Source organism: Opitutaceae bacterium, from assembly GCA_015075305.1.
GTDB lineage: Bacteria > Verrucomicrobiota > Verrucomicrobiia > Opitutales > Opitutaceae > UBA6669.
This window is the reverse complement of sequence record JABTUS010000008.1, coordinates 204,021-229,993: the sequence shown is the minus strand read 5'-3', so window position 1 is coordinate 229,993 and position 25,973 is coordinate 204,021. Positions and strand designations below refer to the sequence as shown.

At 62.4% G+C, this 25,973-nt stretch carries 21 protein-coding genes; 6 read left to right on the top strand and 15 right to left on the bottom strand.

Annotated elements, in window-relative coordinates:
- Positions 1 to 69: 69 nt before the first annotated feature.
- The 5 genes from HS122_16110 to HS122_16090 form a co-directional block, all read right to left on the bottom strand.
- Positions 70 to 2,724 carry a hypothetical protein gene (locus tag HS122_16110; GenBank protein ID MBE7539921.1) on the bottom strand — a complete coding sequence of 885 codons (2,655 nt, stop codon included), beginning with the start codon at positions 2,722 to 2,724 and terminating at the stop codon, positions 70 to 72.
- Positions 2,721 to 4,574 (bottom strand): glycoside hydrolase family 32 protein, encoded by a 1,854-nt coding sequence (locus HS122_16105; GenBank protein MBE7539920.1) that lies wholly within the window; start codon positions 4,572 to 4,574, stop codon positions 2,721 to 2,723. Before HS122_16105 ends, HS122_16110 begins: the two co-directional genes overlap by 4 nt.
- 17 nt (positions 4,575 to 4,591) lie before the next feature.
- The gene (locus tag HS122_16100; GenBank protein ID MBE7539919.1) at positions 4,592 to 7,063 is read right to left on the bottom strand and encodes a TonB-dependent receptor; all 2,472 of its coding nucleotides are present in this window, start codon (positions 7,061 to 7,063) and stop codon (positions 4,592 to 4,594) included.
- A 123-nt stretch (positions 7,064 to 7,186) separates the two neighbouring features.
- Positions 7,187 to 8,080: a FecR domain-containing protein gene (locus HS122_16095; GenBank protein MBE7539918.1), complete on the bottom strand. Its 894-nt coding sequence runs from the start codon at positions 8,078 to 8,080 to the stop codon at positions 7,187 to 7,189.
- A complete protein-coding gene (locus HS122_16090) occupies positions 8,077 to 8,667 on the bottom strand; it encodes an RNA polymerase sigma factor (protein MBE7539917.1) in 591 nt (196 codons plus the stop codon). The genes HS122_16095 and HS122_16090 overlap by 4 nt, the downstream gene beginning before the upstream one ends.
- A 231-nt stretch (positions 8,668 to 8,898) precedes the next feature.
- Here HS122_16090 and HS122_16085 point away from each other — a divergent pair, with 231 nt between their 5' ends.
- The 5 genes from HS122_16085 to HS122_16065 all read left to right on the top strand — a co-directional run bounded on the left by HS122_16085 (position 8,899) and on the right by HS122_16065 (position 16,348).
- Positions 8,899 to 11,766 (top strand): insulinase family protein, encoded by a 2,868-nt coding sequence (locus HS122_16085; GenBank protein MBE7539916.1) that lies wholly within the window; start codon positions 8,899 to 8,901, stop codon positions 11,764 to 11,766.
- Positions 11,766 to 14,057, top strand: coding sequence for an RNB domain-containing ribonuclease (locus HS122_16080; GenBank protein MBE7539915.1), 2,292 nt, complete (start codon positions 11,766 to 11,768; stop codon positions 14,055 to 14,057). The genes HS122_16085 and HS122_16080 overlap by 1 nt, the downstream gene beginning before the upstream one ends.
- 72 nt (positions 14,058 to 14,129) lie before the next feature.
- A complete protein-coding gene (locus HS122_16075; GenBank protein ID MBE7539914.1) occupies positions 14,130 to 14,678 on the top strand; it encodes a DUF5069 domain-containing protein in 549 nt (182 codons plus the stop codon).
- Positions 14,679 to 14,747: 69 nt separating this feature from the next.
- Positions 14,748 to 15,980 carry a molybdopterin-dependent oxidoreductase gene (locus HS122_16070; GenBank protein MBE7539913.1) on the top strand — a complete coding sequence of 411 codons (1,233 nt, stop codon included), beginning with the start codon at positions 14,748 to 14,750 and terminating at the stop codon, positions 15,978 to 15,980.
- Positions 15,977 to 16,348, top strand: a complete 372-nt coding sequence (locus HS122_16065) for a cytochrome c, class I (GenBank protein ID MBE7539912.1) — start codon at positions 15,977 to 15,979, stop codon at positions 16,346 to 16,348. The genes HS122_16070 and HS122_16065 overlap by 4 nt, the downstream gene beginning before the upstream one ends.
- A gap of 786 nt (positions 16,349 to 17,134) precedes the next feature.
- Here HS122_16065 and HS122_16060 read toward each other — a convergent pair.
- The 4 genes from HS122_16060 to HS122_16045 form a co-directional block, all read right to left on the bottom strand.
- Positions 17,135 to 17,305: a hypothetical protein gene (locus HS122_16060; protein ID MBE7539911.1), complete on the bottom strand. Its 171-nt coding sequence runs from the start codon at positions 17,303 to 17,305 to the stop codon at positions 17,135 to 17,137.
- Positions 17,306 to 17,324: 19 nt separating this feature from the next.
- Positions 17,325 to 17,471, bottom strand: coding sequence for a hypothetical protein (locus HS122_16055; protein ID MBE7539910.1), 147 nt, complete (start codon positions 17,469 to 17,471; stop codon positions 17,325 to 17,327).
- Between the two features lie 109 nt (positions 17,472 to 17,580).
- Entirely contained in the window at positions 17,581 to 17,961 is a 381-nt protein-coding gene (locus HS122_16050) for a hypothetical protein (protein ID MBE7539909.1), read from the bottom strand.
- A 165-nt stretch (positions 17,962 to 18,126) separates the two neighbouring features.
- On the bottom strand, positions 18,127 to 18,354 hold the full coding sequence (locus HS122_16045) for a helix-turn-helix domain-containing protein (protein ID MBE7539908.1): 228 nt from the start codon (positions 18,352 to 18,354) through the stop codon (positions 18,127 to 18,129).
- A 101-nt stretch (positions 18,355 to 18,455) separates the two neighbouring features.
- Between HS122_16045 and HS122_16040 the strand changes: the two genes are divergently transcribed.
- The gene (locus tag HS122_16040) at positions 18,456 to 18,782 is read left to right on the top strand and encodes a hypothetical protein (GenBank protein ID MBE7539907.1); all 327 of its coding nucleotides are present in this window, start codon (positions 18,456 to 18,458) and stop codon (positions 18,780 to 18,782) included.
- Positions 18,783 to 19,028: 246 nt separating this feature from the next.
- On the opposite strand, the gene HS122_16035 is transcribed toward HS122_16040, so the two are convergent.
- From HS122_16035 to HS122_16010, 6 genes are all read right to left on the bottom strand, one after another.
- A complete protein-coding gene (locus tag HS122_16035; GenBank protein MBE7539906.1) occupies positions 19,029 to 19,436 on the bottom strand; it encodes a hypothetical protein in 408 nt (135 codons plus the stop codon).
- Between the two features lie 404 nt (positions 19,437 to 19,840).
- Entirely contained in the window at positions 19,841 to 20,782 is a 942-nt protein-coding gene (locus HS122_16030) for a D-2-hydroxyacid dehydrogenase (protein ID MBE7539905.1), read from the bottom strand.
- Positions 20,783 to 20,891: 109 nt separating this feature from the next.
- Positions 20,892 to 22,067 carry a glycerate kinase gene (locus HS122_16025; GenBank protein MBE7539904.1) on the bottom strand — a complete coding sequence of 392 codons (1,176 nt, stop codon included), beginning with the start codon at positions 22,065 to 22,067 and terminating at the stop codon, positions 20,892 to 20,894.
- A complete protein-coding gene (locus HS122_16020) occupies positions 22,064 to 22,789 on the bottom strand; it encodes a phosphatase PAP2 family protein (GenBank protein ID MBE7539903.1) in 726 nt (241 codons plus the stop codon). Before HS122_16020 ends, HS122_16025 begins: the two co-directional genes overlap by 4 nt.
- A 3-nt stretch (positions 22,790 to 22,792) precedes the next feature.
- Positions 22,793 to 24,190 carry a GntP family permease gene (locus tag HS122_16015; protein MBE7539902.1) on the bottom strand — a complete coding sequence of 466 codons (1,398 nt, stop codon included), beginning with the start codon at positions 24,188 to 24,190 and terminating at the stop codon, positions 22,793 to 22,795.
- A gap of 129 nt (positions 24,191 to 24,319) precedes the next feature.
- Positions 24,320 to 25,951, bottom strand: a complete 1,632-nt coding sequence (locus HS122_16010; GenBank protein MBE7539901.1) for an L-lactate permease — start codon at positions 25,949 to 25,951, stop codon at positions 24,320 to 24,322.
- Between the last annotated feature and the right edge of the window lie 22 nt (positions 25,952 to 25,973).

Sequence of the window (25,973 nt, the reverse complement as noted above, 5' to 3'; positions counted from 1 at the left end):
GCGTATGCCGCTGGATTGTCCTTGGGATTAGTTTGATGAAACATGGGATCGTTCGGCGTGAGAAATTCCTTATCGCGCAGCGGGTCCGGATTCGAGGGCTGCGCGCATGATGCGAGTCGCCGAATCGGCGATGAGTACGGCGGCGGCCGGCGTCAGATGAATGCCATCAGGCATGCGGTATGCGGGGGCAATCTGCCTGGGGTTCGAGGGATCGCAGACAATGCGGTGCCGATCGACGAAGGGTCTGCCGCTCGAGCGGATCAGCTCGTTGAGACGTTCAAGTTCGACGTATTGCGCCTCGTTCGGAAGCGTGCGTGGGGGCACGGTCGAGAACACAGCCTGCCCTCCCCAGTCAATCAGGGCCGCCTCCCGCTCAAGATTGGAGAATATCCTTTCGGCCGACAGACCTGCGGCGATGTCGTTGGTGCCCCCTTCAATCCACACGAGAGACGGCTTGAACGGAGCCACCTCGTACGGAAAACGCGCCGCATCCAGCGTCGTCGTCGATCCCCCGCTGCCCACGTTCAGCACCCGTGTCTGACCCAGCGCACGGGTGACGAGGTAGACGTAGCTCTCCGCCTCGGGATCGCGATCCAAGCCTGCCGTGATCGAATCACCGATCGCCGCGAGGAGGCACGGGCCTGAAGGACCGACCGGCGAAACGGACCAGTCAAAAACCGCCAGATCCCCGCCCTCAGCGCGGGGATTCGCCGCCAGCCCGAATCCCGGCAAGCCGGGAATGAAACGGTAGCGATCCGGGATGACGAGATCCAGACCGAGTCCTGGAATGTCCCCGCCGCTCAAACGCGCGTATATTCCCTTTTCGAAAAGGAGCACCTTCACGGTGTAGGCGGCGCCTTTCTGCATGGTGAACACCGGCATCAGCCGGCTGCCGGCCAGAACCTCCTCGCCATTCAGTCCCAGGATGTAGAATGCGCCGTTCTCAATGCGAATGCGGAGGGGCAGGTTTTCAGAGGTTGTCCCCCGACACAGACGCAATTCCACAAGCCCGTGTTCTCCCGCCAAAACCCCTTCCTGTGTGCTTCGAAAACTCAGCTTGGCCAGAACCGAGCGATTACCCGGCACCGGAATCCGGCGCGCCGTCGCGTGCGTATAGGCATCGACATTTCCGCCGTCGACAGCCCACCCGTGTTCGCGCGGCCCGCAATGGGACGGATCTGAAAGGACCGTCTGGATTTGAAGCGGCACTTCCCGGCGCGCGCGTCCCTTGAGTGAATCCAGTACATAGTTGGTCCCTAGATCGCTCGACGCAACGAGCTGATGCATCAGCGTATCAAAGGCATTTCCCGCCGCCGCCTTGACCGCGAGCGGCGTGCCGGGGGGCGGCCCGGCCACCGATCCGTGGATGTGGATGGTGAGCCGTCGTCCAAATGTGGATCGCCCGCGACCGCTGTTCCAGTCACCAAGATCGTACGCAAAATAAATCTGGTTCTCTCCGGGCATTTCGCCGATCGCCGTGTATTGTGTCGTCAGAATTCCGCTGGTCATCCGAACGACGTGGCTCCAGGTCTCCCCGTGATCCAGGCTGACGGCCAGATAGTTTCCGTTCCAGGGATGCTCCGCCCTCGGCCAGCACGCGCGCGGTGGCACGCGAACTCCAAACGACGCCACCAGCAGCCCGCTGCGCAATTCGATCAAGTCAGGATCCACCACCGCGCCAATCATCTCCACCGGATTGCCCACGATTTCGCGACCGCTCCTGTCCTTGACCCCCAAAAACATGTCCCTCCATTTTTCGGTGCGATAGACATCAAGATCCGCATAGACCCGCGTGCGCGGCTCGCTCCAACTGCGACCGTCATCGTCCGACACCGCCTCCCGCTGCTCACGCCCGGTTCGCATCTGACAGATCAGGCGGCCGCTGTTCGGACCGCTGCTGATCCTTGCGATAACAGGCTCATTGTAGCCTTCGGTGCCGACCTTCCGGCCCGAGGCGATGGTGGACGCCAGTGTCCAATGTCGCCCGCGATCCCTCGACCTCAGCAGCACGACTCTCGACCGCTTCATGGTCGGCATGTAAGCGGCAGGTTCGTCATCGCCATCGAACCAGCCGTAAAGTGTGGTGAGGAGGTCCCCGTTGGGAAGCTCCAGGATGCGGCGGTGCAAGCGCGCCGCAGCGTGAACTTTTCCGCTGTCATCGGATGACCTGCTGTAATCTATTCCCGGCAGATCGAAAGAAACTTCAATGGGTCCTTCGAGCGTCCGCCAGTCATCATGGGAAACATAGAGCTGGCCGACGCCGGTGCCCGCCCGCGGTCCAGGCGTCACAAACGTGTCCAGCGCCAGGATTGTACCGTCGCGCAGTTGCACGGCGCCTCCCTCCATGTTCAGGCCGTTGTCACCCGGTTTCAACGGGATGCTCTGCCAGGTGGCGCCTCCATCCCGGGAAATTGATGTAGCCAGCAGGCTGTGATAGGCCATGCGCGAGCTCGGGAAGGATTTTGCGGACAGCTGCGACTGCACGATGAGCGCCCCCGTCCTTGTGATCGTGAGAAAAGGTTGGAGCCCATCATGGATGATCTCGCTCGGCGGGCTGAATGTCACTCGCACACGAGGATCATCCACCAGCACCTCCGGGTCGGGGCTCGATGCCCGGCAAATGCCGGCGAGGCACACTGCCAGTATGGCGGCATGGAACCGTCGAAAGCCGGCACCGCGAATTGCCGCTGTCGAGATCGACTCGAACATGAACCACGATTTCATCGAGCTGCGCCTTTTGCAGTCGGCCAGATCGACTTGACCTCGAAAACGTCCAACGAATCCACCTGAACTGCGCCGCCTCGCGCAGTCACCGACACGTTCTGGTCCAGAGGAGCCATCGCTACTACCAACGGCAGGTAGACGAGTCCATCTTCAGCGAATATCTCCCACGAAGTCTCGTCCACCAGCAGTCTCAATTGCACGCGTCCATCTTTCATCGCGATCGGCAGCGAATAGTCGCCGAACGTGATTTGTTGCGACGCCGCATGCACGGTGAGCGATCGCCCGCGCACCGAAATTTCGCATTCCGCATCGGAATCCAGCCGAAGCTGCGCCTGCAGGTCGAGGTAGCGCCCCCGCGTCCGGATCGGCGATACGCGCGCCGGGTCCAGACGCACGCCACGCCAGCCCGACCTTGCGCCGTGAAGATTCTCGAGAGCGGCAACGGGACTCCATCGGAGGCGCAGACCCTCGGATGTTCGGCGCAGCACAAGCTCGCACGGAAATGTCATGGCCTGGCGGCTGCCGCTGAACCTCAGATCGGCCAGCCATCCGATCTGAACCGGGCGGCTCTGGTTCGTGTTTCGAAAAATCAGAGGCGCATACGCCGATTCTCCCACCCGGCCTTGATGCGAGGCGATGAAGTCGGTCTCCGGGACGAACGTCTCCCCGTCAAAACGGCCCACGCGATATTTCATGCTGGCGCTGTGGGCGATCCAGCGCGTTTCGGACGGACTGCCCTCGATCGGCACCTCAAACAATGCCGGACAGTCGAAAAGCCCGTCGATGGCGCTCCGATAGGTCCAGTCGCGGAGATTGTCCGACGTGAAGATGCGCGCCTGGTAGTGGTTGCCGGGGTTGGAATAGGGAGTGCCAACATACAACAGCATGACCCACCTTCGGGACGGCTCGTGCCAGAACACCTGCGGATCCCGGTTCTGCGGCGAGACGTTGGCCAGAATCGGATTGTGCGCATAGCGCGTCCAGGTGAGCCCGCGATCGTTGCTGAAGGCAATTGCCTGCACAAAATCCGTCGGTGCGGGCGCCTTGGGATTCATGGCGGACCGTCCCGTGGCCGTGTAGAAAAGCAGCATCGGCGGCTCCGGGCCCGTCTGCAGTCCCAGCAGGTTCTTCGTGTCGATCACCGACGAACCCGACCAGACGCCGCCCGTTCGATCGGGATGAAGGGCGACGGGCAGCTCAGTCCAGTGCACGAAGTCGCGGCTGACCGCGTGGCCCCAGGCTTTGTCGCCGTTGAACGATTTCAGGCTGTACGGCTGCAGCTGGTAGAAGAGATGATACTCGCCGTACGCGTAAATCGGTCCGTTCGGATCGTTCAGCCAGCCTCGTTTGGTGGTGAAGTGAAACTGCGGGCGCCACGGCTCTCGGTAGAGCGAGGCGCTCTCCTCGATTTCGTCCGAGAATCGCACCTGGTTGAGGGCGTCCGAAGTGAGCGGCCAGCTTCGGGATGCTGACTGTGCCTCCGGTGAGGAAAGCACGCCAGCGGGATCCAGGCGCAGGATGGCGCTGCGGCCTTTCCATTCGCCGATCTCCAGAAAGGCCCAGAAATCCGGCGGCCCGTCCGCCAATTCCACCTCAAACGCCCGAACGATCTCGCCGTCAACCAGCAGCGAGATTGTCCGCCGGGGAGCATCTGTTCTTACGGGAATGTTGAGGTAACGGTGCTGCAGGACAGTCCCGCGCTCCAAGGGCCTTGCATCCGCGGGCGCACCCGACTCCTGTGCAACGCAGGCGATCCCTCCAAAACCGACCAGAACCGAAAGAATCGCCGCAACATGGATCCAGCGTGAGCCGGCACACCGCCCTGTCGCGGCAAATTTCGGCGAATCCATGCGCACAGAATGTGACGTCAGAACCTGTAGTCAACGGTCAGCGACACGGTGCGTGGCGGGCTTGGGTCGACGAAATAGGCGGTCTGGGCTCCCGAAGCATACGCCTCGTCGAGCACGTTCTCCACGTTGGCGCGGGCGGAAAGATTGCGGTTGAACTGATACGCAACGAATGCGCTGACATTGTTGCCGGGCTTCAGATAGATGAGCGGCGGCTGGGGAGTCAGGCCGGTGACGTAGTTCGACGTGCTGACCGTCCGCCCGCTGATGCGCGAATATCCGCCGCCGATGGTGAAACCGCGGAGCGGTCCATCCTGAAACGCGTGCCTGCCGAAGAAGCTGATCGTCTGCCGCGTGGAATTTGGAACGGGGTTGTTCGCCTGATCGCGCACCTTTCCACGGAACGCCGTGGCGATAAGCTGGGTGCCTTTCCCGGTCGAGTAGGTGACATCCATATCGAAGCCCTTCTGAGAGGTCGTGCCAATTGGCGCGAAGTAGCTGATGCCGTCCGGCCGCACACCTGCGAAAAAGGACTGGTTGGTGAGCTTCATGTCAAACACCGCCAGCGTCGAGGACAGGCGCCCCTCGAAGAATGCGGTCTTCAAACCCACCTCGCGACCCGTCCCCACAACCACGGGAAGCACATTGAGATTGATGTCGCGGTTGCTCTGCGGAGCGAAGGTCGTCGATTCCATCGCATACGCGATCAGATCCTTGGTGATGTTGTACGTTATGCCGTACCGATGGATGATGTCTGATCCCTCTGTCGTGGTTGCCGGCGGCCGCGTGACGCTGTTGGCAACGTTGTTCGACTTGACCTTGCTATAGGTCACTCCTCCCACGAGGGACAGACGCTCAGGGATGAGGTCCATCACCTGTTGAAAGTAGGCGTTGCCGCGATAGGTTGTGCCTATGCCCCCAGGATTGGCTGGCGCGACATAGTCCTCCGCGCGCGGCACATGCATCAGATCCATCTGGGGGTTGTTGATCGGAACGGTAACCCTGCCGAATGCCGCCGAGCCCCAGAAACGACCTTCACTTATCTCCCTGTCGTAGCTCAAGCCAAGTGTGCTCTGCTGTGAAAAGGAGCCGAGCTTGTACCGGCCGTTGACGTCGAGAAGGATGCTGTCGTAATCCGCAATGGAGTTGTTGCGGCGGGCGGTGAACGTCATTGTCTGCGCCGGCCAGTTCACACCACCCGAGGGGAAGGCGATGCCCGCGAGTGTTCGCACAGCCAGACGATTCGCTGAAAGCTTCAAGTCCCATTCGTCGGCTAGCTTCTGAAAAACGAACATCTTGATGTTGCGCCGGAGAGTGGTCTGCATCGTGCCGGGGGCGAAGTACGCCTCGTCGCGGCCCGCTCCCGTGTAGAGTTCCCCGGTTGGCGTCACGATATTGTTGGCGTTGGGAGTCAGGAGGACATCCTGGTATTCAAGCGCAAAACGCACCTTGGTCTTGTTCCAGACGAGATCCAGTGTCGGGTGAATGGCCTTCCGGTGGTCGATCGAATTCTTGAAGTAGCTGTCGCCCCCCTGATAGGCGCCGACCAGGCGGTAATAGAACTTGACGTCGCCGAGGCTGCCGATCGGGCCGGTGCTGTCGATCTCGCCCCGGTAGAATCCGGTGTCGTCAACCTTGAATCGCGCCGATTGGCGGGCAACGGGCAGCGGAGCCTTCGAGGTCTTCAGGATGAGGCCACCCAGCGAGGCGTTCATGTAAAGGGTGGCCGCGGGACCGCGAATGACGGTGATGGAATCGACAAAGACATTGTCGACATAGCCGTTCTCCGGCATCTCGTCGACGAGGGCGTACGCGATCCGGGTGCCGCGTATCGAGAAGGAGTCACCGCGAAAAAAATTTCCGACTCCTATGAAGGCCATGATGTCCGTCGTCTGGACCGATCCGATGTCGTCCATGAAATCGCGCGTCACCACGGACACCGCCTGGGGAATCTTCAGGAGCACCTCATTGGTCTTGAACCCCGTCGCCGCATTGCTGGACGTGTATCCCCTCCCCATCGTCGAGGTCACCTCGAAGGCCGTGAGCGTGATCGTTTCCTCGCCGCGCTCATTGGCGCTGCTGGCGTTTGCGGGGCTCGTCGCCGGAACGACGCGGTCAGGCCGGTCCGCGCCGCGCGGTGCCGATTTCGGCGGCTCCGGGTCCCGTGAAACCGTGAAGGCTCCGGTTTTTTCATCCTGAACCGCGCTCAGCCCCGTGCCATCCAGCAGGCGGCGGATCGCCTCACTGGGTTGATAGGAGCCCTTGAGCTCGCGCGATCGGACGGAGTTCGTCGCAGAGGTGCCGAAGACGACCTCGACGCCCGCCTGCGTGGCGAAGATCCTGAGCGCACGCGCCGCGGGCTGGGCGGGAATGTCGAATGATTTTTCAGAACGGCTCTTCTCACCGGTCTGCGCGATGCACACGGCGGCCGCCGCTATGGAAACCAGGACGGCGCGCAAAGTGCGAAGAAACGGAAGTTGGGGCGATTTCATACAGAGAGTCAGACGACGACGCACGTCATCGCACCTACACACGCATTGGAATTTTTCGATCGACTCCAATTCTGCTCCGGCAGGCGATCCCGCGCCACCATCCCTGCCACAAACATCGCCGGGCTAGCGGCGAAGCAGCAGCTCGTCCCCGGCGCGTTGAATCGCCTCCACGCCAAATTCATCGTGAAGCAGCCGCAGCAGCGCGCCGGTGTTGTCGGCCCGCAGCACTCCGCTCATCTGCAGTTCCCCCAGTTCGGGAGACAGGATCAATCGCACGCGCGAATGGGCGTTGAACATCGGAATCGCATCCGCGAGCGGTGTGCCGCTGAACTCAAGGAGCGGCACGCGCCAGGCGAGTTCGGATGCGAGCGATTCATTCGAAAGCTCCTGAACGGACCCAGCCTGCGCGGATGCGCGATCGATGCTCACGCGCTCGCGGGCGCCAACCATGATGTCGGAAGCGCCGGAGCGATCCGGAAGCCTGGAGTTCCCGACCGCAACGCGCCCTTCCGAGACAATCACGTCGACGCGGATCGAGCGCACATCCACGGCGAACGCCGTTCCCACCGCGCGCACGTCGATGCCGTCGGCCTTCACGACAAACGGCCGCGACGTGTCGTGGACGACTTGGAAGAAAGCCAGCCCTTTCTCGAGCGTTACTTTCCTGAAAGCACCCGTGAACTCCGTGCGGAACTGCGCGCCATCCGCGAATTCCACGCGCGTGCCGTCCTCCAGCACGCGGACGCCTGGCCCGCGAGAAACAATCGAAGCTGGCGAAGCGGCCGCCGGCGCAGAGGCAGGCCCGGTCGGTGTCGTGCGCCATGTGAATGCTCCCGCCGCCACGAGCAACAACAGCGCAGCGCCGAGAATCGCCGTGCGGCGGCGGCGCCTCCGGCGCGTGCTGCGGTCGATCATGCCCACCAATGACTCGCCATCACCCCGCCTGACCGCCCAGGCGAGCGCCTCGCGGGCGGCCTCGGAATCGGAATGGGTGTCGTTGCGATGCGGTGTTTTCATGATCCGTTCAAACCGTTGAAGCCGCGCCTGCGCAGTTCCTGGCCCAGGCGTCGAAGTCCGCGGAGGATGTGCTCATCCACCGTCTTGAGTGAGAGTCCCAGTCGAAGCGCGGCCTCCCGGTGGGTCAGGCCCTGAATCTGGCAGAGCACGATCAGTTCACGGCTCCGCGGTGAAAGGCTCGCAACGGCCTCCGCCAGGTGACCCAGTTGCTCGCTGTCACCCAGTTGCTCCACGCCATTGCGGGCGCGGTCGAGCACGGGCAGATCGGCAAGGGTTTCCTTGGTCTCCACCGGCGACCGCCGCCCGCGCCGCAGGATGTCGAGCGCAAGGTTGCGCGCGACCCGGAAAAGGAATGCCTTTGGTGATTGTATCGACTGGTCGCCGCGCGTCCGCCAGACGCGCAGGTACGACTCCTGCATGATGTCATCGACGTCGCGAACCCCGGGAAACGTGTTCCGGAGGTACGCTCGCAGCTGGCCCGCGTGAGGGAGAATTTTCTGAGCAAACCACCGCTGGTCTTCTCCTAGGAAGCCTGCGCCGGCCGGGACCTCAATTTCGACGGGGTTCGAAGATGAGTCGGTGCTCATGGTTCAACTTCAGCCCCACCTTGGTTCCAAGCCGTTCACATGCAAGCCCCCTGTATAAAAATTACAGGCATGTAGGTGCATTCCGCGGCTTGTTCGTCTAAGGGAGAACCCGCCGACCCCGCGCGCCAAGTCCCATGGTGCACATGCATTGCCCTTGGTCCTTTCGGACCAATCGCCACCGGCGAACCCTATCCCGTTGACCGCTCGTCCGCTTCCTCTGCTTCATTGGACATGACACTTCGTTTGTCCTTTCTGAAACGAGCACCCCTTGTACTGCTCTCGGCGCTCGCGCTCCTTGCGCCCTACAGCCGCTCTGAAACGACTGCGTTCGCCTTCGAAAGCAGCGACATCAAACCCGACCCTGCGATCCGTTTCGGCAAGCTCCCCAACGGTCTTCGCTACGCGATCGCCGCAAACGCCGAGCCCAAGGGACGCGCATCCCTGCGTCTTCTGGTTGAAGCCGGCTCGCTCAATGAAACCGAACCGCAACGCGGCGTCGCCCACTTCCTCGAGCACATGGCCTTCAACGGCAGCACCCACTACCCCCCGGGAACACTCATCGAGTTCTTCCAGCGCATGGGCATGAACTTCGGCGGCGACACCAACGCCTCGACCTCGTTCGACCGCACACTCTACCTGCTCGAGCTTGCCGACACCCACGACACCACCATCGCCGAGGGTCTCCGCGTCTTCTCCGACTACGCCAGCGGCCTTCTCCTGCAGACCGCGGAAATCGACCGCGAGCGCGGCATCATTCTCAGCGAAAAACGCGCCCGAGACAGCGTGGGCTTCCGCACCTTCGTCGCCCAATTCGAACAGATGCTCGGCTCAACGCTCTTCCCCAAGCGGCTTCCCATCGGCCTGGTCGAGGTCATTGAGAAGGCGCCTCGCAGCGAGTTCGTTGAGTTCTACAACGCGTGGTACCGGCCTGAACTCATCTCGGTCGTCGCCGTCGGCGATTTCGATGTCGCCGCCGTCGAAAAGCAGATCATCTCCACCTTCTCCCCCATGTCCGCACGAGCACCGGCGGAGCCGAAACCGGACCTGGGCAGGATCGTCACGACACCCGGCATTCACGCCCATTTCCATGCCGAGCCCGAGGCGCCGAGCACGTCGATCAGCATCAGCAGCCTCTTTCCCTACTCCCACGAACCCGACACGGTTTTCAACCGCACAAAGAACCTGCCGCGCTCACTGGCGAGCGCCATGATCAACCGCCGCTTCAACATTCTTTCGAAAAAGGAGAATGCCGCGTTCCTGAGCGCCAGCACCGGCGTCTTTGAGCAGTTCGACTTCCTGCGCGAGGCGACGCTCGACCTCACCGCCAAGGCCGACCAGTGGCAGGCCGCGCTCGCTGTCGGCGAACAGGAGCTCCGCCGCGCGCTCCAGTACGGATTCAATCAAGGCGAACTCGACGAGGTCCGCGCCAGTTTCATCAACAACCTGGAACAGGCCGTAAAGTCCGCCTCCACCCGCCGCTCCCCGTCCATCGCCGGGGAAATCGCCAACAACATCCTGTACAAGAATGTTTCCTCCCACCCAAAGACCGATCTCGAAATCACCAAGCCCGCACTGGAGAAGATCACACCCGAACAATGCCTGCAGGCGTTGCGCGATGCATGGAAGAGTGATCACCGCTTCGTCTTTGTCAGCGGCAACGCCACAATCCCCGACTCCGAGGCCGCCATCACCAGCACCTACCGGAAATCCGTGGCCACCGAGGTCGCCGCACCCGCTGGCGAGTCCACCGTCGCATGGAGCTACACCGATTTCGGCCCGGCCGGAAAAATCGAGTCACGCACGCACATCGACGACCTTGACATCACACAGGCGACGTTTGCGAACGGCGTTCGGGTCAATCTCAAGAAGACACCCTACGAGGCCGGACGCATCCACCTCTTCGCGCGCGTCGGCATCGGCGCGCTTTCGGAACCCGTCGGCGAGCGCGGCCTCGTCGCCCTGGCGAACGCCACCTTCGACGCGGGCGGCCTCGGGCGCCACAGCACCGACGACCTCCAGCGCATCCTTTCCGGCAGGAACGTCAGCGTAGGCCTGCGCATGGGCCAGGATCACATCGGATTCGGCGGCTCGACGACCCCGCGCGATCTCCTGCTCACGCTGCAGTTGCTCACCGCAAAGCTGACAGATCCCGGCTACCGCCCGGAATCGCTCCGCCTCGCGCGCAAGAATTTCGACCAGATGTACCTCGGGTTCAAACACACCTCCAACGGCCCGCTGTCGACTGACATCGCCAGTCTTCTCGCCGGCGGCGATCCGCGGTTCGGCCTGCCTCCGCGCGACGTCCTGATGTCGCGCACGCTTGACGAGGTGAAGGCCTGGATGACGCCGCAGCTCACCCGTGGCGCGATCGAGTTTTCCATTGTCGGCGACATCGACATCGACGCCACGCTGACGGCAATCAGCCAGACACTCGGCGCACTGCCCGAGCGCGAACCAAGGCCCGACATCTCCTCCCTCACGCACGTCAAGTTCCCCGCCACTCCCTTTGACCGGACCTTCATGATCGATTCGCAGATCCCAAAGGGGCTCGCGATGTTCTACTGGCCGACGACGGACAGCCTCGACGTGCATGTCGGTCGCAGGCTCGGCATGCTCTCCAACGTCCTGGAGGACCGCCTGCGGCTGAAGCTGCGCGAGGACATGGGGGGAACCTACAGTCCTTCGACGCGGAGCTTCTCGAGCGACATCCTTCCCGGCTACGGATACATCGCCTCCTCGGTCGACATAGACCCCGCGATGGCAGACAGGATAGCCGGTGCAATCCGCGCCATTTCCGCCTCCCTCCAAGAGGACGGGGCGACAGCGGATGAACTCGAGCGATCCAAGCTGCCCACGCTGACGAGCATTCGCGAAAGCGCCCGGACGAACAACTACTGGCTCAACAGCGTGCTGTCCCGCGCCCAGGAGCGGCCCGAGGTTCTGGATTGGGCGCGGAGCCGGGAGGCCGACTACGCTTCCATCACCGTCGCTGAGATAAATGCCCTGGCCCAACGATATTTCTCGCCAGAGCGGATCTCTCACGCGCTGATTCTGCCTGCCGCCAAGGCTCCGGCCCCGGCGGCAGAAAAACAGAACTGATGAAGAAGCTGAATGAACGGCTGATCGAACTCCTCCACAGGGAAGACTACAAACCGCTCGACGACGCCGGCATCGCCCGCGCACTCGGCGTCGACAGGAAAATGCGCGGGGCGCTGGCGCACGAGATCCGCCTGCTCTCGTCCGCGGGCAGGATCGACCGCGTCAAGGGCGACCGCATCGCCCTCGCGGCTCCGCGCGCAACCTCGCGCGCCGCCTCGCGGGGCGCTCTCGTGGGTCGCATCAGTTTCCGCCAGGGCGGACACGCACTCGTCACGCCTGATCGGAAAATCAACCAGGGCGGACCAGCCCCCGACCTAATTTTCATACCGGCCGAAGACACCGGCGTCGCCATGCACGGCGACCGGGTGGAAGTCCAGGTCCTGGCCCGCTCCGGCGGCGGAAAGATCCGAGGCAAGGGCGTCTTCGGCGGCGAACGCGAACAGCGGGGTCGCGTGCTTTCCGTCGTCGAGCGGGCGCGCGACACCATCGTCGGCGAACTGCGCAAGATTCGCACCGCCTATTACGTCGCGCCCGACGACCCCCGGTTCGTTCATGAAATCTCCGTGCCCGATCCGGCCCAGGGCCGGACAAGGCCGGTGCCGGCGGTGGGGGACAAGGTGGTGGTCCGGCTCAAGCCCTGGACCGTGCGGCACAAGGCCCCGGAGGGCGAGGTGGTTGAGCGTCTGGGCAAAACCTTCGAGCCGCGCGCCGAGCTTCTCGGCGTCTATCGCAAGTTCGAACTCGATCCGAATTTTCCTGAGGCCGTTCTGAAGGAGGTCGCCGCCCTGCCGGACGCGGTCGCCCCGGCCGAAATCGAAGGCCGCGAGGACTACCGCCAGAAACCGGTGTTCACCATCGATCCCGATGACGCAAAGGACTTCGACGACGCCCTCAGCATCGAGCCGCGCGCACACGGAGAGACCCGCGTGGGCATTCACATTGCGGACGTCTCCGCCTACGTGCGCAGCGGCACGGCGCTCGACCGCGAGGCGCAGCGCCGCGGCAACTCCACCTACCTGGTCGGCACGGTCGTGCCAATGCTGCCCGAGAAACTCTCGAACGGCCTCTGCTCGCTCGTCGAGGCGCAGGACCGCCTCTGCAAGGCGGTTTTCCTGACATTTGACCGCCAGGGAAGAATCAAGGAAACGCGTTTCGCCAACACCGTCATTCGCAGCCGCAAGCGCCTGACGTACAGGCAGGCCTACGCCTTTCTGTTCACCGACGACCTCGACCGGATTCGCGGCCTTCCCCTGCCCGCGCGCCATCAGACCGGATCGACGGGACGCGCGCTCAACTCCCTGAAGGACCGCGAGCTTTCCGAATTGCAGTCGTGGATCCGCACGCTCTGGGGCATCGCGAAACGCCTGCGCGAGGCGCGCATGGCCGCGGGCTCGCTCGATCTCGACATGCCCGAGACCAAGATCTTCGTCGACGAGGCCGGCTACGCGGACCGCATCGAGCGGATCGAGCACGACGAGAGCCACCAGCTCATCGAGGAGTTCATGCTCGCCGCCAACGAGGCCGTGGCGCATGCCACCCGGGGGCGTCACCTGGCCTCGCTCTACCGCGTCCATGACAAGCCCGATGACGACAAGCTTTCGGAACTGCGGGACCAGCTCGCCATCTTCCAGATCAAGACCGGCGATCTGACAAGACGCAGCGAACTCGTGAAGCTGCTGGAGACACTTCGTTCTCATCCCCAAGGCTACACGCTGCGCACCCAGGTCCTGCGCAGCCTCAAGAAGGCCGTGTACCGCGCCTCTCCGGACGGGCACTACGGGCTGAACAAGCCGGACTACACGCACTTCACCTCTCCGATCCGCCGCTACTCCGATCTCGTCGTGCACCGCGTGTTCGAAAACCTGCTGCCCCGCCACAGTGGCGGCGCGGCCGGGCGTTCGAAAGCGGCCTATTCCGCGGCTCAGATGGAGAGCCTGGGCGAACACCTCAGTCTCACCGAAACGAACTCCCAGGAGGCGGAGCGCGAGTCGCAGAAGATCAAGCTGGCGGAGTTCTTCGAGCGCGAACTGCTCAAGAAGGACAAGACCATCTTCAAGGCGGTCATCACCGACGTCCGCGGGCAGGGGCTCTTTGTGGAGCTGACCGAGTCCATGACCTTCGGTTTTGTTTCGCTCAACGCCTTCAGCGACGACGTCTATGGCGTCACCCCCGACGGCGGCGCGCTGATCGGCCGGCGCCACAAACGCAGGCTGACCATCGGCGGCAAACTCGAGGTCGTTGTATCGGCAGTCGATAGATTCAAGCGCCAGATCGATTTCAAGCCCGTCTGATGTCCGGGGCGCAGGAACAATTCTCGCCTCCCTGCTGGCCATTCTGCGAAGAGTGAATCCATTTGCCCATCCATGATTCACTACACCTTCGCCAGACGCTTTCGCGAACTCTACGACAAGGCCGTTTCACTTTATCGCGACGGCCGCCGGGGATCAGGATCCTATTTCCTGCCCGATGAGGAGGCATGGTTGAAGTCCAATGGCCTGACCGCACAACACCTGTACGACTACGCGGAGGACGATGTCGGGGATGGAGAACCCGGCTACGACATCGCGCTGGGAATCGAGCTCATCCGCCGCGACTATTTCCTCAACGTGCAGGAGGGCATCCCGAGCAGGCATGTGCTGGACGCCGCGAGCCTGCCGCCAAAGTCAGCGGCGGCGCAGGGGATCGAATGGCTGCCGCGCATCATTCCCAAGGCGCGCGCCAAGCTGCGCGGCGAACTGCCGGCATCGCTGATGTACAGTTGCGGCGGAGACCGTGGTTTCTTCACGTCCCATGACATTCATCCGCAGGAATTCCTGAGCCTCATCTGGCGCGCGGGCGACAATGACCGGCAGGTCATCGACTGGGTCGTGGCGCGTTCGGCGGCAACTCGCGCCCGGTCGAAGGCAAAATAGGACTGGAACGAAGCCGGGCTTTCTCTCAAGGTATACGGAGCGGCGCGCAGTCGCCCCACCCTCATTCCGATGAATCCGTTTAAGCCCAATTCATCCAATCGCCGCGAATTCCTCAAAGGACTCGGACTCCTTGCAGCAGGCAGTGGTCTGGCGGGCGGACTCAGCCGCCTGAGCGGGGCGGAGACCGCGGAGCTTCCGTTTGCCAATGGCGTGCGCGAGTTGGTGAAGTTCCCGGGGAAACGACCACTGCTCGTTCTCTCGACCCGACCACCGCAGCTGGAGACTCCGTTCTCCATCTTCAACGAGAGCCTGCTCACACCGAATGATGCGTTTTTCGTCCGCTATCATCTGAGCGACATTCCGACGCGGGTCGATCCCGCGAGTTTTCGCCTGAGTGTTGCCGGCGCAGTCAGCACGCCCCTTGAACTTCGGCTCGACGAGTTGAAGCGGATCGCGAAGTCCGTCGATCTGGTGGCCGTGAACCAGTGCTCCGGCAACAGCCGCGGGTTCTTCACCCCGCGCGTCAACGGTGGGCAGCTCGGAAACGGCGCCATGGGCTGCGCCCGATGGACGGGCGTTCCCCTGCGCGCCGTGCTGGATGCCGCGGGCGTGCAGGCGGGCGCGCGCCAGGTTTCCTTTGACGGACTCGATCGCGGCCCGATCGACACTACCCCCGACTTTGTCAAGGCGCTCGACATCGACCATGCCCGCGATGGAGAAGTGATGCTGGCCTGGGGCATGAACGGTGAGGAGCTCCCCATGCTGAACGGCTATCCCCTTCGGCTCATCGTGCCCGGATACTATGGCACGTACTGGGTGAAGCATGTTAATCGCATAGAGGTGCTGAAATCCGTATACGAGGGCTTCTGGATGAAGTCGGCCTATCGCATCCCAGATACACCCGGTGCGAACATCGAACCCGGTTCGGCGCCGCAGTCCACGATCCCGATCAGCCGGTTCACCATACGCTCGTTCATAACCAGTCTCGCCGACAACGCCACGGTCCCGGCTGGACATGAAACCACCGTCCGAGGCATCGCTTTCGACAGCGGCCGCGGCATTCGCGCCGTGGAGTTTTCCTCCGATGGCGGTCGTTCCTGGAGCGAAGCGCACCTGGGAGCCAGCCTGGGGCGATTCGCCTTTCGTGAATGGAAAGCTACATTCGCCCCCGGGCGGGGAAGGCACGTTCTGATGTCGCGCGCGAGCAACAGTGCCGGCGAAATCCAGCCGCTCGTCGCCGGCTGGAACCCTGCGGGCTACATGCGCAACGTCGTCGAAACCGTCAACATTCTCGCCACATGAAACTCAGCGTCGCGCTCCTTGCAGTCATTGCGACGATCGGCGACCTGGCCGCTGCGGATAAGCCACGCGAAATCACGCTGCCGCCGGAAACTGAAGTTTACCGGACATCGGACCTTCCCGGCTACGCCCTGGTCAATGCGATGTGCCTGACCTGCCACTCGATGGAGTACGTCAAGTACCAGCCCACGACGTCGCCCCGCGCCTACTGGCAGGCGACGGTCGTGAAGATGCAGAAGGTCTTCGGTGCTCCCATCCCCGACCCGATGATCGAGCCCCTTGTGGACTACCTCACGCGCACCTATGGCAACGAACGTCCGCCAGAGGCGAGTCAGACAAGCCCCCAAGCCGCACGTGATGCAAGCAAGTAGGACCATTTCACGAGCTCCGAGCAGCGCGTAATCGCGAAGAGAAGTGGCGGCAGGTGGCGGCGGAAACGGCGCGTTGGTCATGGTTCTCAGCCATGGCGGCGATGAAATCGGTGGTGGTGTGATGTGATCTTCGGCGCCAGTGGATGAACAGACTGTTGGCCCGGCGGTTGAACCCACCTCAGCATCGCACGATATGATCTCAAGCTGTACAAGCATGCCTCAGCCCCAACGGGGCGATACAACCCCTGCCGATGGGGAAGCGATGGGTTCGAAGTGAGTGACTGAGTCGGAATCGGGAGTCCCAAAGTGGCGCCATATCCCCAGCCCATGGCAACGCCATGGCTTCACGGTTGAACCAAGAACAGAGAGCCCTGAAGGGGCGGCCTAATTCTCTCGAATTTGCTTCGTCACTCAGCCCGCTGACACCGGTGCTATTGGACCACTGCCGGTTGCCGATGGAATCGTAGGCGTATGCATGGCGGCGACCCGGTAAGGGCGCGGCCTGGCTCGTCACATTCGAGCCGAGGTAGCCGATGCCGGCGGTCAATTTTCCACGTCCATTGAAGGCAATTTGGCGGTTTGTGGCTTCACCAAAGTGCGCGTGACCGGAGCCCTCTTGGAGCATTCATGGCTATCTCAAATACAACAATTGTTAACGGTGACCCCATCGGAATGCCTACTTGGGATTGAATAGTGCGAAAAGTGAGGTTTGACCCCTTTGGCTGAGCTCCTCTTGGAGCATTGGTTTGATTCGGACATGGGTTACACTTTGTCCGGGGACATAGGTTACACTTTTTGTTTAGTTTTTGTGTGTGATTTGGCGAGAGGTTTTTGATCCGGCAGCGCGATGGCAGGCCGCAGGCCGGAATCGCGCTGCCGGATCAAAGACGAGGTAACCGAGATGTACGCGGCAAAGTGCAGCTCGGTGCGGCCGGTGGAATCCTTGCGCAACGCCACCCGGCAATGAGCGAAGATTTCACCAAGAGCGTCGTGGTGTCATGCCATACAGCTTGCCTGTTGCGGAAACGCGCCGCACCAGCCAGTCCTTCGGGTAGCGCACCGCGGTGTCGTTCTCGCGCAGGCGGCGGGGACTGCGACGGTAGATTTGAGCCGGGCAGAGCATGCCCAGCGCTTCATGTGGCCGGACATGGTTTCGCAGGTGCTGCCAGCGATCAAATCGCCGCTGCTGGGCGGACCAGGGTTGGGGACGGCGGTTTGCGTGGCCTCGGCCTTCAGATCGCGGTGAGCGCGTTCGTGAGAACCGTTTTGTTGCGGTGAAGCCGGTTGGATGAACTCGACGACGATGCTCGGTTGATCCACCACACGCTCAGGGCGGAGAGCCGGGCCCAAGGCAAGAGAGGCGAAGGGCGTGCCGTTGTCCACCGGATGATCTCGGGCAACCCGCGCAAGCGCATGATCTTGCGGAAGGTCCGCAGTGTTCCGGCAAACTGCTGATTGGGTTGGGCTCGGCAGGCCAGATAGTAGCGGCTGAACAGATCACACACCGTCAGGGGATCGCAGCGCTGCCCGCTGCCCAGAGTGAACCAACCTTTGAAGTCCACCGTCCAGACATGGTTCGGATGCGTCGGTGTCGTCAGTGCACGGCGCGGCACCGTAGAGGCCCGGCTTGCGTCGCGGACGCTGACTCAAGCCGTGACGCCGCAGGATCGCTGCTATGGTGCTGCATGCCGGCGGCCGCCGGATGCCCGGTCGCGGCGCAACAGTTTGCGCAGCTTCTTCGGCCCCTGACGTCCGGTGCCTGCGGCGCAACCGCACGATCAGCCCTGGATCTGCCCAGCGGTCTGGTGCGAGCATCCTTGCGGACGGCGGCTGCGCTCGCGCAATCCCGCGGTGCCTTCCCGACGGTAACGCTTCCACCACTTGTGGCCGGTCTTCCGACTGACGTGAAAGTCCGCGCACAATTCGGTAAACGTGAAGCGGCCCGTGGCCGCGAGACTGACAAACCGATGCTTCTGTTCCATGAGGGTTTCTTCGTTCCAGGCCATAGCCTGAAAGTGTAACCCATGTCCCCGGACAGTTTGTTACCTATGTCCCCGGATCATACCATTTCGCATGGCGACGCAGTCCGCGCACGGGCAACTACTTCGTGCATGTGGAACCCAGCCCGAAAGCCAGGCAGCATCTGCGCGATGCCGTCCGTGATGAACTCAATCACTGGACGAAACATCGTAGCTGCGCCGAGGTGATCAGACGGGTGAATCAGATCACCCAAGGTTGGTCCAACTACTACCATTACGGACACTCCACCCATGTGTTTGGCAGCCAGCAACTCTGGCTGCGAAATCGCGTGCGACGGTGGCTCTGGCGGAAGTATGACTGCAAGCATGGCCTGTTCAGTTTCTTCACCGACGCGCGGCTGGTCGGACAATATCAACTCTGGTCACTGCCGCTCACCTGTGCATGGCGCCGATAGCTTTGCGACGTATGTTCCCGGAAAGCCGGATGCGGCAAATCCGCACGTCCGGTTTGATGAGGGGCGGAAGCTGGCCGACTCTTTTCGGTCAGCTTCTGCCCACTCTACCCCCGTGGGAATGACTCTTACCGCACGCAGCGACGAAGCCCGGAGCTTGCGGAGGGTGAGCCAAGCGCAGCGACAGCTCATCGCGGAGGAGGACAGCAGACGGCGTGACAGCTTGCTGGCGCGACGTGTGCCGCAGGATCACTGAACCGGTGATAGCGGGAAACCAACCGGCTGTTCATCGGAACTTTTCGCGGTCACTTGGTTGGCCGGCAACGCATACAGCCGATTGTCATCCAGCAATGCTAGCTCCAAGATAATCCTCACACTCTCCTTCCTGACATAGGTAGCGTGAGGGCTTGGAAAAATCACCCGATAGCGGACGGCCTCTCCGCCGTCGCTTCTTATTGTGATTATTTGATCGAGTGGTGGCTTCGTATTCGCCGATTCGCCCGGGCGAATCAAATACTCCTTGTCAGCGCGAAGGTGAATCGTCCGCGCAGTTTGATTGTGGATCACCACCACAACCTGTTTTGAGCAGCTCGCAGCAAACAGGCACAAAATAATGATGGCTCGTTTGAACATCACGGGTAGGGGCCAAAATTCCATGGAGTGGGCGTGGTTGATTGAGGCCCTCTTTCGTTCCAATTCGCGGGGCCATGATGATCGCCGTTAAAGATCATACCGGCTGCCATGCCCAACATGTTCGACGGCAAATAAAGGGGCCCGAGTAGTTGCCCTTGGTATGTGTGCTGTCGCTCGTGTTCACCTGTGGTGCCGTTGTAAATCACGCGACCTCCCGTCGCAGCATCTAGTCCAGGGGAGCCCATAAGGGGTCAGTCCTTACGGCAAGGGAGCCCATAAGGGGTCAGTCCTTACGGCAAGACCAAATCAAGAAAACGAACACCTGACAGATCGGAGCTGCTGCAGCAGGATGGACACCACGAGCGGGAAGCCCAATGCATCAGGGACCTTGCTGTTTCTAATACGGGAAGGTTACCGGCCTCACACACTCAATTCACAATGTTCTGCGGACGGCCGGAGAGAAACGCCCTGACGTTCTCAGCCACCGTGCGCAGCAGTCGCCTGCGCGCCGCGGTTGTGGTCCAGGCGATGTGGGGCGTAATCAAACAATTGCGCGCTGAAAACAGGGGGTGGCCGGCGGGCGGGGGCTCTGCGGAAAGGACATCCAGCGCGGCGCCGGCAATGCGCCCGGCATTTAGGGCTTCGGCAAGCGCCGTCTCGTCGATCAGCGGACCTCGGCTTGTATTCACAAGAAAAGCGTTCGGCTTCATCCAGCCCAGCGTGGTGGCGTCGATGAGATGCTTCGTGGCAGGAGTCAGCGGACAGTGCAGGCTGACGACATCGGACGCGCGCAACACCGCTTCAAGCTCCGCACGTCCTCCGCGACTCGAGGCGATGCGCACGTCCATGCCGAAGCCGCGACCCACGCGCGCAACGGCCTGGCCGATGCGTCCGCCTCCGACAAGGCCGAGCACGAGGCCCTCCAGTTCGATCTGCGGCGTCTCCCAGTAGCAGAAATCCTGCGCCGAAGCCCAGCGCCCGTCGCGCACACCCGCGGCATGGCGTCCGACACCCCGGGCGAGCTCCAGCAGGAGGGCGAAGGTGTGCTCGGCGACGGACCCGGTGCTGTACGCAGGCACATTGGTCACCGGAATTCCCCGCGCGCGCGCCGCGACCGTGTCCACAATGTTGAAGCCGGTCGCCATCACTCCAATATAGCGCAGCCGCTGACACGCCGCGATCGTTTCGGCGCTGAGCGGCGTCTTGTTGGTCAGGAGAATCTCCGCCTCGCGGCTTCTCGCAATGATCTCGGACGAAGGCGTGCGCGGATGAATGACACAATGGGCCGCTGCCTCCAGATCCGACCAGGAAAGGTCGCCGGGATTCAGCGTATGGCCATCGAGAACCACCAGGTGAGGCAAACGGGTCATGTCCCGAAAATGCCGCTTCCTCCTCCGGGGTCAATGCATCGCCAGCCGCAGAAACATTCCGTCCCACCACGCCAGTCCTGACTGGCCGCTCCCGAAACCTGGGCATTCATCAACCGCCGGCACGCGAAAAAATCCCGCGAACAGATGATCCCAGATTCCGCCCGCCATCCCGCAGTGCATCCGGCAAGGGCACACCCAGCGGCGTAATGGCGTGAAGATTCAGCCGGGCGCGCTCCGCCGCAGCGATCTGGCCCGCAAACACGTGCACGGTTTTCCCAAACTGCAGGGCGCGCGCGGCAACCGCACCCGGGCCCTTGCCTTCGAGCGAACTCTCGTCAAATCGACCTTCACCGGTGATGACAATATCAGCAGCCTTCACCTTCGCCTCCAGATCGAGCCAGGCTGAAACAAGATCAAATCCCGGCAGCAGCCTCGCCCCCACCCCGGCCATGAGTCCGAAGGCGATTCCTCCCGCCGCGCCGGCTCCGGGAGCAGACATCAGGTCTGGAGTCCTGCCCACATGCGCGCAAAGCAGGCGTGCGATGCGTTCACTTTCCTTCTCCATCGCAGGCAGATCCTCCTTCCGCAGCCCCTTCTGAAAACCATAGACCGCCGCCGCACCTCGTTCGCCAAGCAGCGGATTCGTGACATCGCAGGCAATGAACACCGGAGGCAGGTCCCGCATCACCGTGCCCGTGATGGTGGCAAGGTCCTTCCATCGCGCCGGAACCGGCGGGTCAATGGCGCTGCCATCCCCGGCGCGGCACTCGAATCCAAGTCGCGCCAGCGCGCCGAGCCCGAGATCATTGGTGGCACTTCCACCAACGCCGAGAAGAATGCCCACCGCGCCCCGACGCGCCGCCGCGAGCATCAATTCCCCGGTGCCTCGCGATGTCGTCAGCCAGGGATCGCGCTGCGAATCCGGCAGCAGCGCCAGTCCACTGGCTCGGGCCATTTCAACGATCGCAATTTCTCCAGGCCGCGCAGCACCTGTTGGAATCCGCAACAGATTCCGCGCAGCTTCAGGAATCGCGCCAACCGCAACCAAGCCAAACTCAGTGCGCAGCGAATTCCCCCGCGGGTCTGTCACCTGCTCGGATATCAAGCGCCCGCCAGCCGACCGCGTCAGAATTTCCGCGAAGCCCTCGCCGCCATCCGCCAGCGGCGCATGCGTCACTGTCCACTCGGGACGCACTGCGTGCAGCGCGGCTGCTGCGGCCTCGCACGCCTCCTGGGCCGAGATCGAGTCCTTGAACTTGTCGAACGCCAGCAGAACGCGGGTCATGGTGTCGCCAGGGCCGATTCGTTCGCCTTTGCGGCTGCACCTCTCACCTCGGCCTCGACAACAACCAGAGCCTCCCTCACGGCCGGTCGCTTCAGGAACTCCGCGGCCAGGCGGTCTCCGAGAATTCTTCCGGCTGTAATGTCGGTCGGATAGTGCACGCCTCCAATCACGCGCGACCACGCCACAAGCTCCGCACGCTCGCGCAGAGCGGCGCGGTGCTCGGGAAATATTTCCGCCAGCAGTCCGGCCCACAGGAACGCCTGCGTCGAGTGCCCGCTCGGATAGGATCCGGATTTCGGCAGATGCACGCAGGCCTTGATGCGCGCATCGAGCAGCGGAGGCCTGGGACGCTGCCAGACCTGCTTGCCCTTGCTGCTGATTGCGTAGCGATCGGAATCGATCTGGAGAAAAAACTCCGCAGTGCGCAGAAGGTTGGCCGCGGTGAACCATGGGCCGATCACCGCATCGTACTGAAACACGGTGTCCTCTGCAAAATACTCCGCGAGGGCGATCATCTCCGGCGTCCGCCGCTTCTGAACCTGGTACACCGTCTCGATGTCGGCCGCGGTCGCCAGCGAATTGTCAGCCGGCGCCGCGGGAATCACCGTCGTGACATCCAGTTCATCCGTGCGGATGAATTTTCCCGGTTCGGGATACGCCTGAACCGCGGAGGCAAGTCCAGCCGTGAAGCATAGTAGCGTGAGGAGGGGGCGTGTAATCATGGATTAAAGGAGGAACAGGCTGAGCAGCACCACGGCCACAATCCCGGTGAGTCCGGCGATGATCGACGGAGCTGAAATCAATCGATAGCCTTGAGGAAGAGACATGCCGGTCATCTGGGTGATGACCCAGAAATAGGCGTCGTTCACATGCGACACCACCATCGCGCCGCAGGCGATGGACAGGGTGGCGAGCACGGGGCCAAATCCGGATGCGAGTCCCAGCGCCGGCAGCAGATGGGAGACAAGCGAGGCGGTTGTGATCATCGACATGGTCGACGAGCCGATTGAAATCTTCAAACCCGCGGCGACAAGAAAGGGCAGGAGTATGTTGAAGTGCCCGAGGTCCAGCGCGGCCAGACCCTCTCCGACCACCTCGGTCATTGCCGTTCGCCTGAGAACCAAACCAAGTGCGCCCCCCGCGGCCACAATCAAGACGATCGTTCCGGCGTCGCGAAGTCCCTCGCCGCACCAGTTGCCAAATGCGGAGCGCCCCTGGCCTCTCACGATCCAGGCGGCCAGAAACACACCCAGGACAAGCGCCGTTTCTGCATTGCCCAGAAACCCAATCCCGGTTCGAAGCCATCCCTCTCCCAGCGGGTGTGAAGGCAGCGCGGCAATTGATTCACAGGCGATCAGCACGATCGGAAGCAGAATCGGAGCAAACGCGCTCATCGATCCCATTCGATTCTCCCGTGGCGGCTCATCGATGCTTTCAGGTGCATCGACGCTAGCCAGTCCACTGGGAACCGGGTCGATCACAATCCGGCGGCCCACGAACTGCGCATAGGCATAGGTGACCACGACCACAGGGATGGACACGAGCAATCCCAGCAGCATGACCGCGCCGATGTCCGCGCGCAACTGCCCCGCGGTCGCAAGGGGGCCGGGCGTCGGCGGGACCAGGCAGTGGGTCGCGTAGAGGCCCATGCTCAAGGCCACCGCGAAGGCTGCGAGCGACTGGCCCGTTTTGCGCGCTAGCGAACGGGCCAGCGGCGACAGGATGACGAAACCCGAGTCGCAAAAAACCGGAATCGAGACCAGCGCGCCCGTCACGGACATCGCCAGCACGGAGCGGGCCTCACCGATCCAGCGCACGAGCGTGCTCGCAAGGACCATGGCGCCACCGCTCTTCTCGAGCACAACGCCGATGATGCTGCCGCAGGCAATGACAATGCCAATGTGCCCGACAGTCTGCCCGACACCCTCGGTCAACACAGCTGCAGTCTGAATGGAATTCAACCCGCCACAGAGTCCCATCCCATAGGCGGCCACGATCAAAGCGAGAAAGGGATGCAGCTTCAGCTTCGTTGTGGAAAACACGATGAAGGCAACCCCGCCCAGCAGCGCGGCAAACAGGAATAGGCCATTGGGCGAAGTGGCGGAAGGCAGGGACGCTGTCACGGCGTGTTGGGATGGCTTTGAGGCGCTGCATTGCTGCGCGACCGAGGGCAGCCTCGACCGATGTCTGGCGCGCCGTCCGTTGTATCCGCTTGAAAATCCTGACGAACCCCGCGCGTGGCAACGGATAAATCAGGGGACCATGCCGGGAAAGACGTAGGCCTGGACGAGGACATAGACTCCCACGAGAACCGCGAGCGCAAGGCTGTGCCAGAATACCTTGCGAAGAATAACCCCCTCCCCGCCCTGCTGTCCCGTGGCGACGCCTGCGACGACGATGCTTTGCGCGTCAATCATCTTTCCCATGACACCACCCGTGCTGTTGGCCGCTGCGGCAAGGACCGGCGAGATGCCGACCTGCCCCGCCGTGATCTGCTGCAGGTTGCCAAAAAGCACGTTTGACGCGGTGTCGCTTCCCGTCAGCGCGACCCCCATCCATCCAAGCAGGGGCGAAAAGAATGGAAACAGCACTCCGGTGCTCGCAAACGCGAGTCCAAGCGTGGAGTCCAGTCCCGCGTAGCGGGACGTGAAGGCCAGCGAAAGCATTCCCGAAATCGTCAGGAGCGACCAGCGCACGCGCCAGATGGTCCTGACATAGATGCCGAACAGCCTTGTCAGACCGACACCGAGACAGAGCCCCGAAAGGATCGCCGCGAGGAAGGGGGCGGTGCCGGTTGCGGAAAGTAGGTTGAACGTGTAGACAGCGCTCTCAGGCTTGGGCTCGAGGGTCAGCGGCGGGGCCTTCAGCACGGCATTGTGCAGATACGGCACATCGATCTTGACCATCCAAAGGTGGTTGAGAAACGCCTTGGTCACCGGTAGTGCCCACACGAATACAACCACTGTCAGAATGATCCAGGGCGACCACGCGCGAAACAGGGCTCCCGACGACGGTCGCGCGGTCCCTGTTGAGACGGCATCCGATTCGCCGGCAAACCGCCAGATTGTCTTCGGTTTCCAGAACCGAAGGAGCAGAAGAATGGACCCCATCGACGCCAGCGCACTCGCGGTGTCCACGAGCCAGGGACCGTGGTGGTTGCTGACGAAGTATTGGAGCAGGCCGAACGTCGCGCCGCCAACGAAGCAGGCCGGCCAGATCTGGAGCATGGAGCGCCATCCCGCCATCGCCGCCACAAGCCAGAACGGCACAAGGAAGCTGAAAAGCGGGAGCTGGCGTCCCGTCATGGCACTGAGCTGCTGGAGGGGAAGTCCCGTGACTTCGGCGAGGGCGATGATCGGCGTGCCGAGCGAGCCGAAGGCGACCGGCGCGGTGTTGCCCATGAGGGCGAGCGATGCCGCAAGCAGCGGATGAAATCCAATGCCGATCAGCATCGCCGCGGAGATCGCCACCGGCGCACCGAAACCCGCGGCTCCCTCGATGAAGGCACCGAAGCTGAAGGCGATGAGCAGTGCCTGGATGCGGCGATCCGCGGACAGGTGCGTGATGGACTCCTTGAGAATCTCGAACTGCCCCGTCTTGACCGTGATGTCGTAGAGAAAAACAACATTGAGCACGATCCAGCCGATTGGGAGAATGCCATAGAGCGCCCCATAGATCGATGCGGCGACCGCCATCTCGACCGGCATGTGATAAATGAACAGGGCGGCGATCAGCACGGCAAGGAGTCCCGAAAGCGCCGCCCAGTGCGCGCGCACATGGCAGAATGCCAGCAGTCCCAGCAGGATAACCACTGGTGCAAGCGCCACCAGCGTCGATGCCACCAGGCTGTCAAGCAGCGGAGTGTAGTTCTGTATCCAGGTCATTGGAGATTGATGCAGCGCGGTC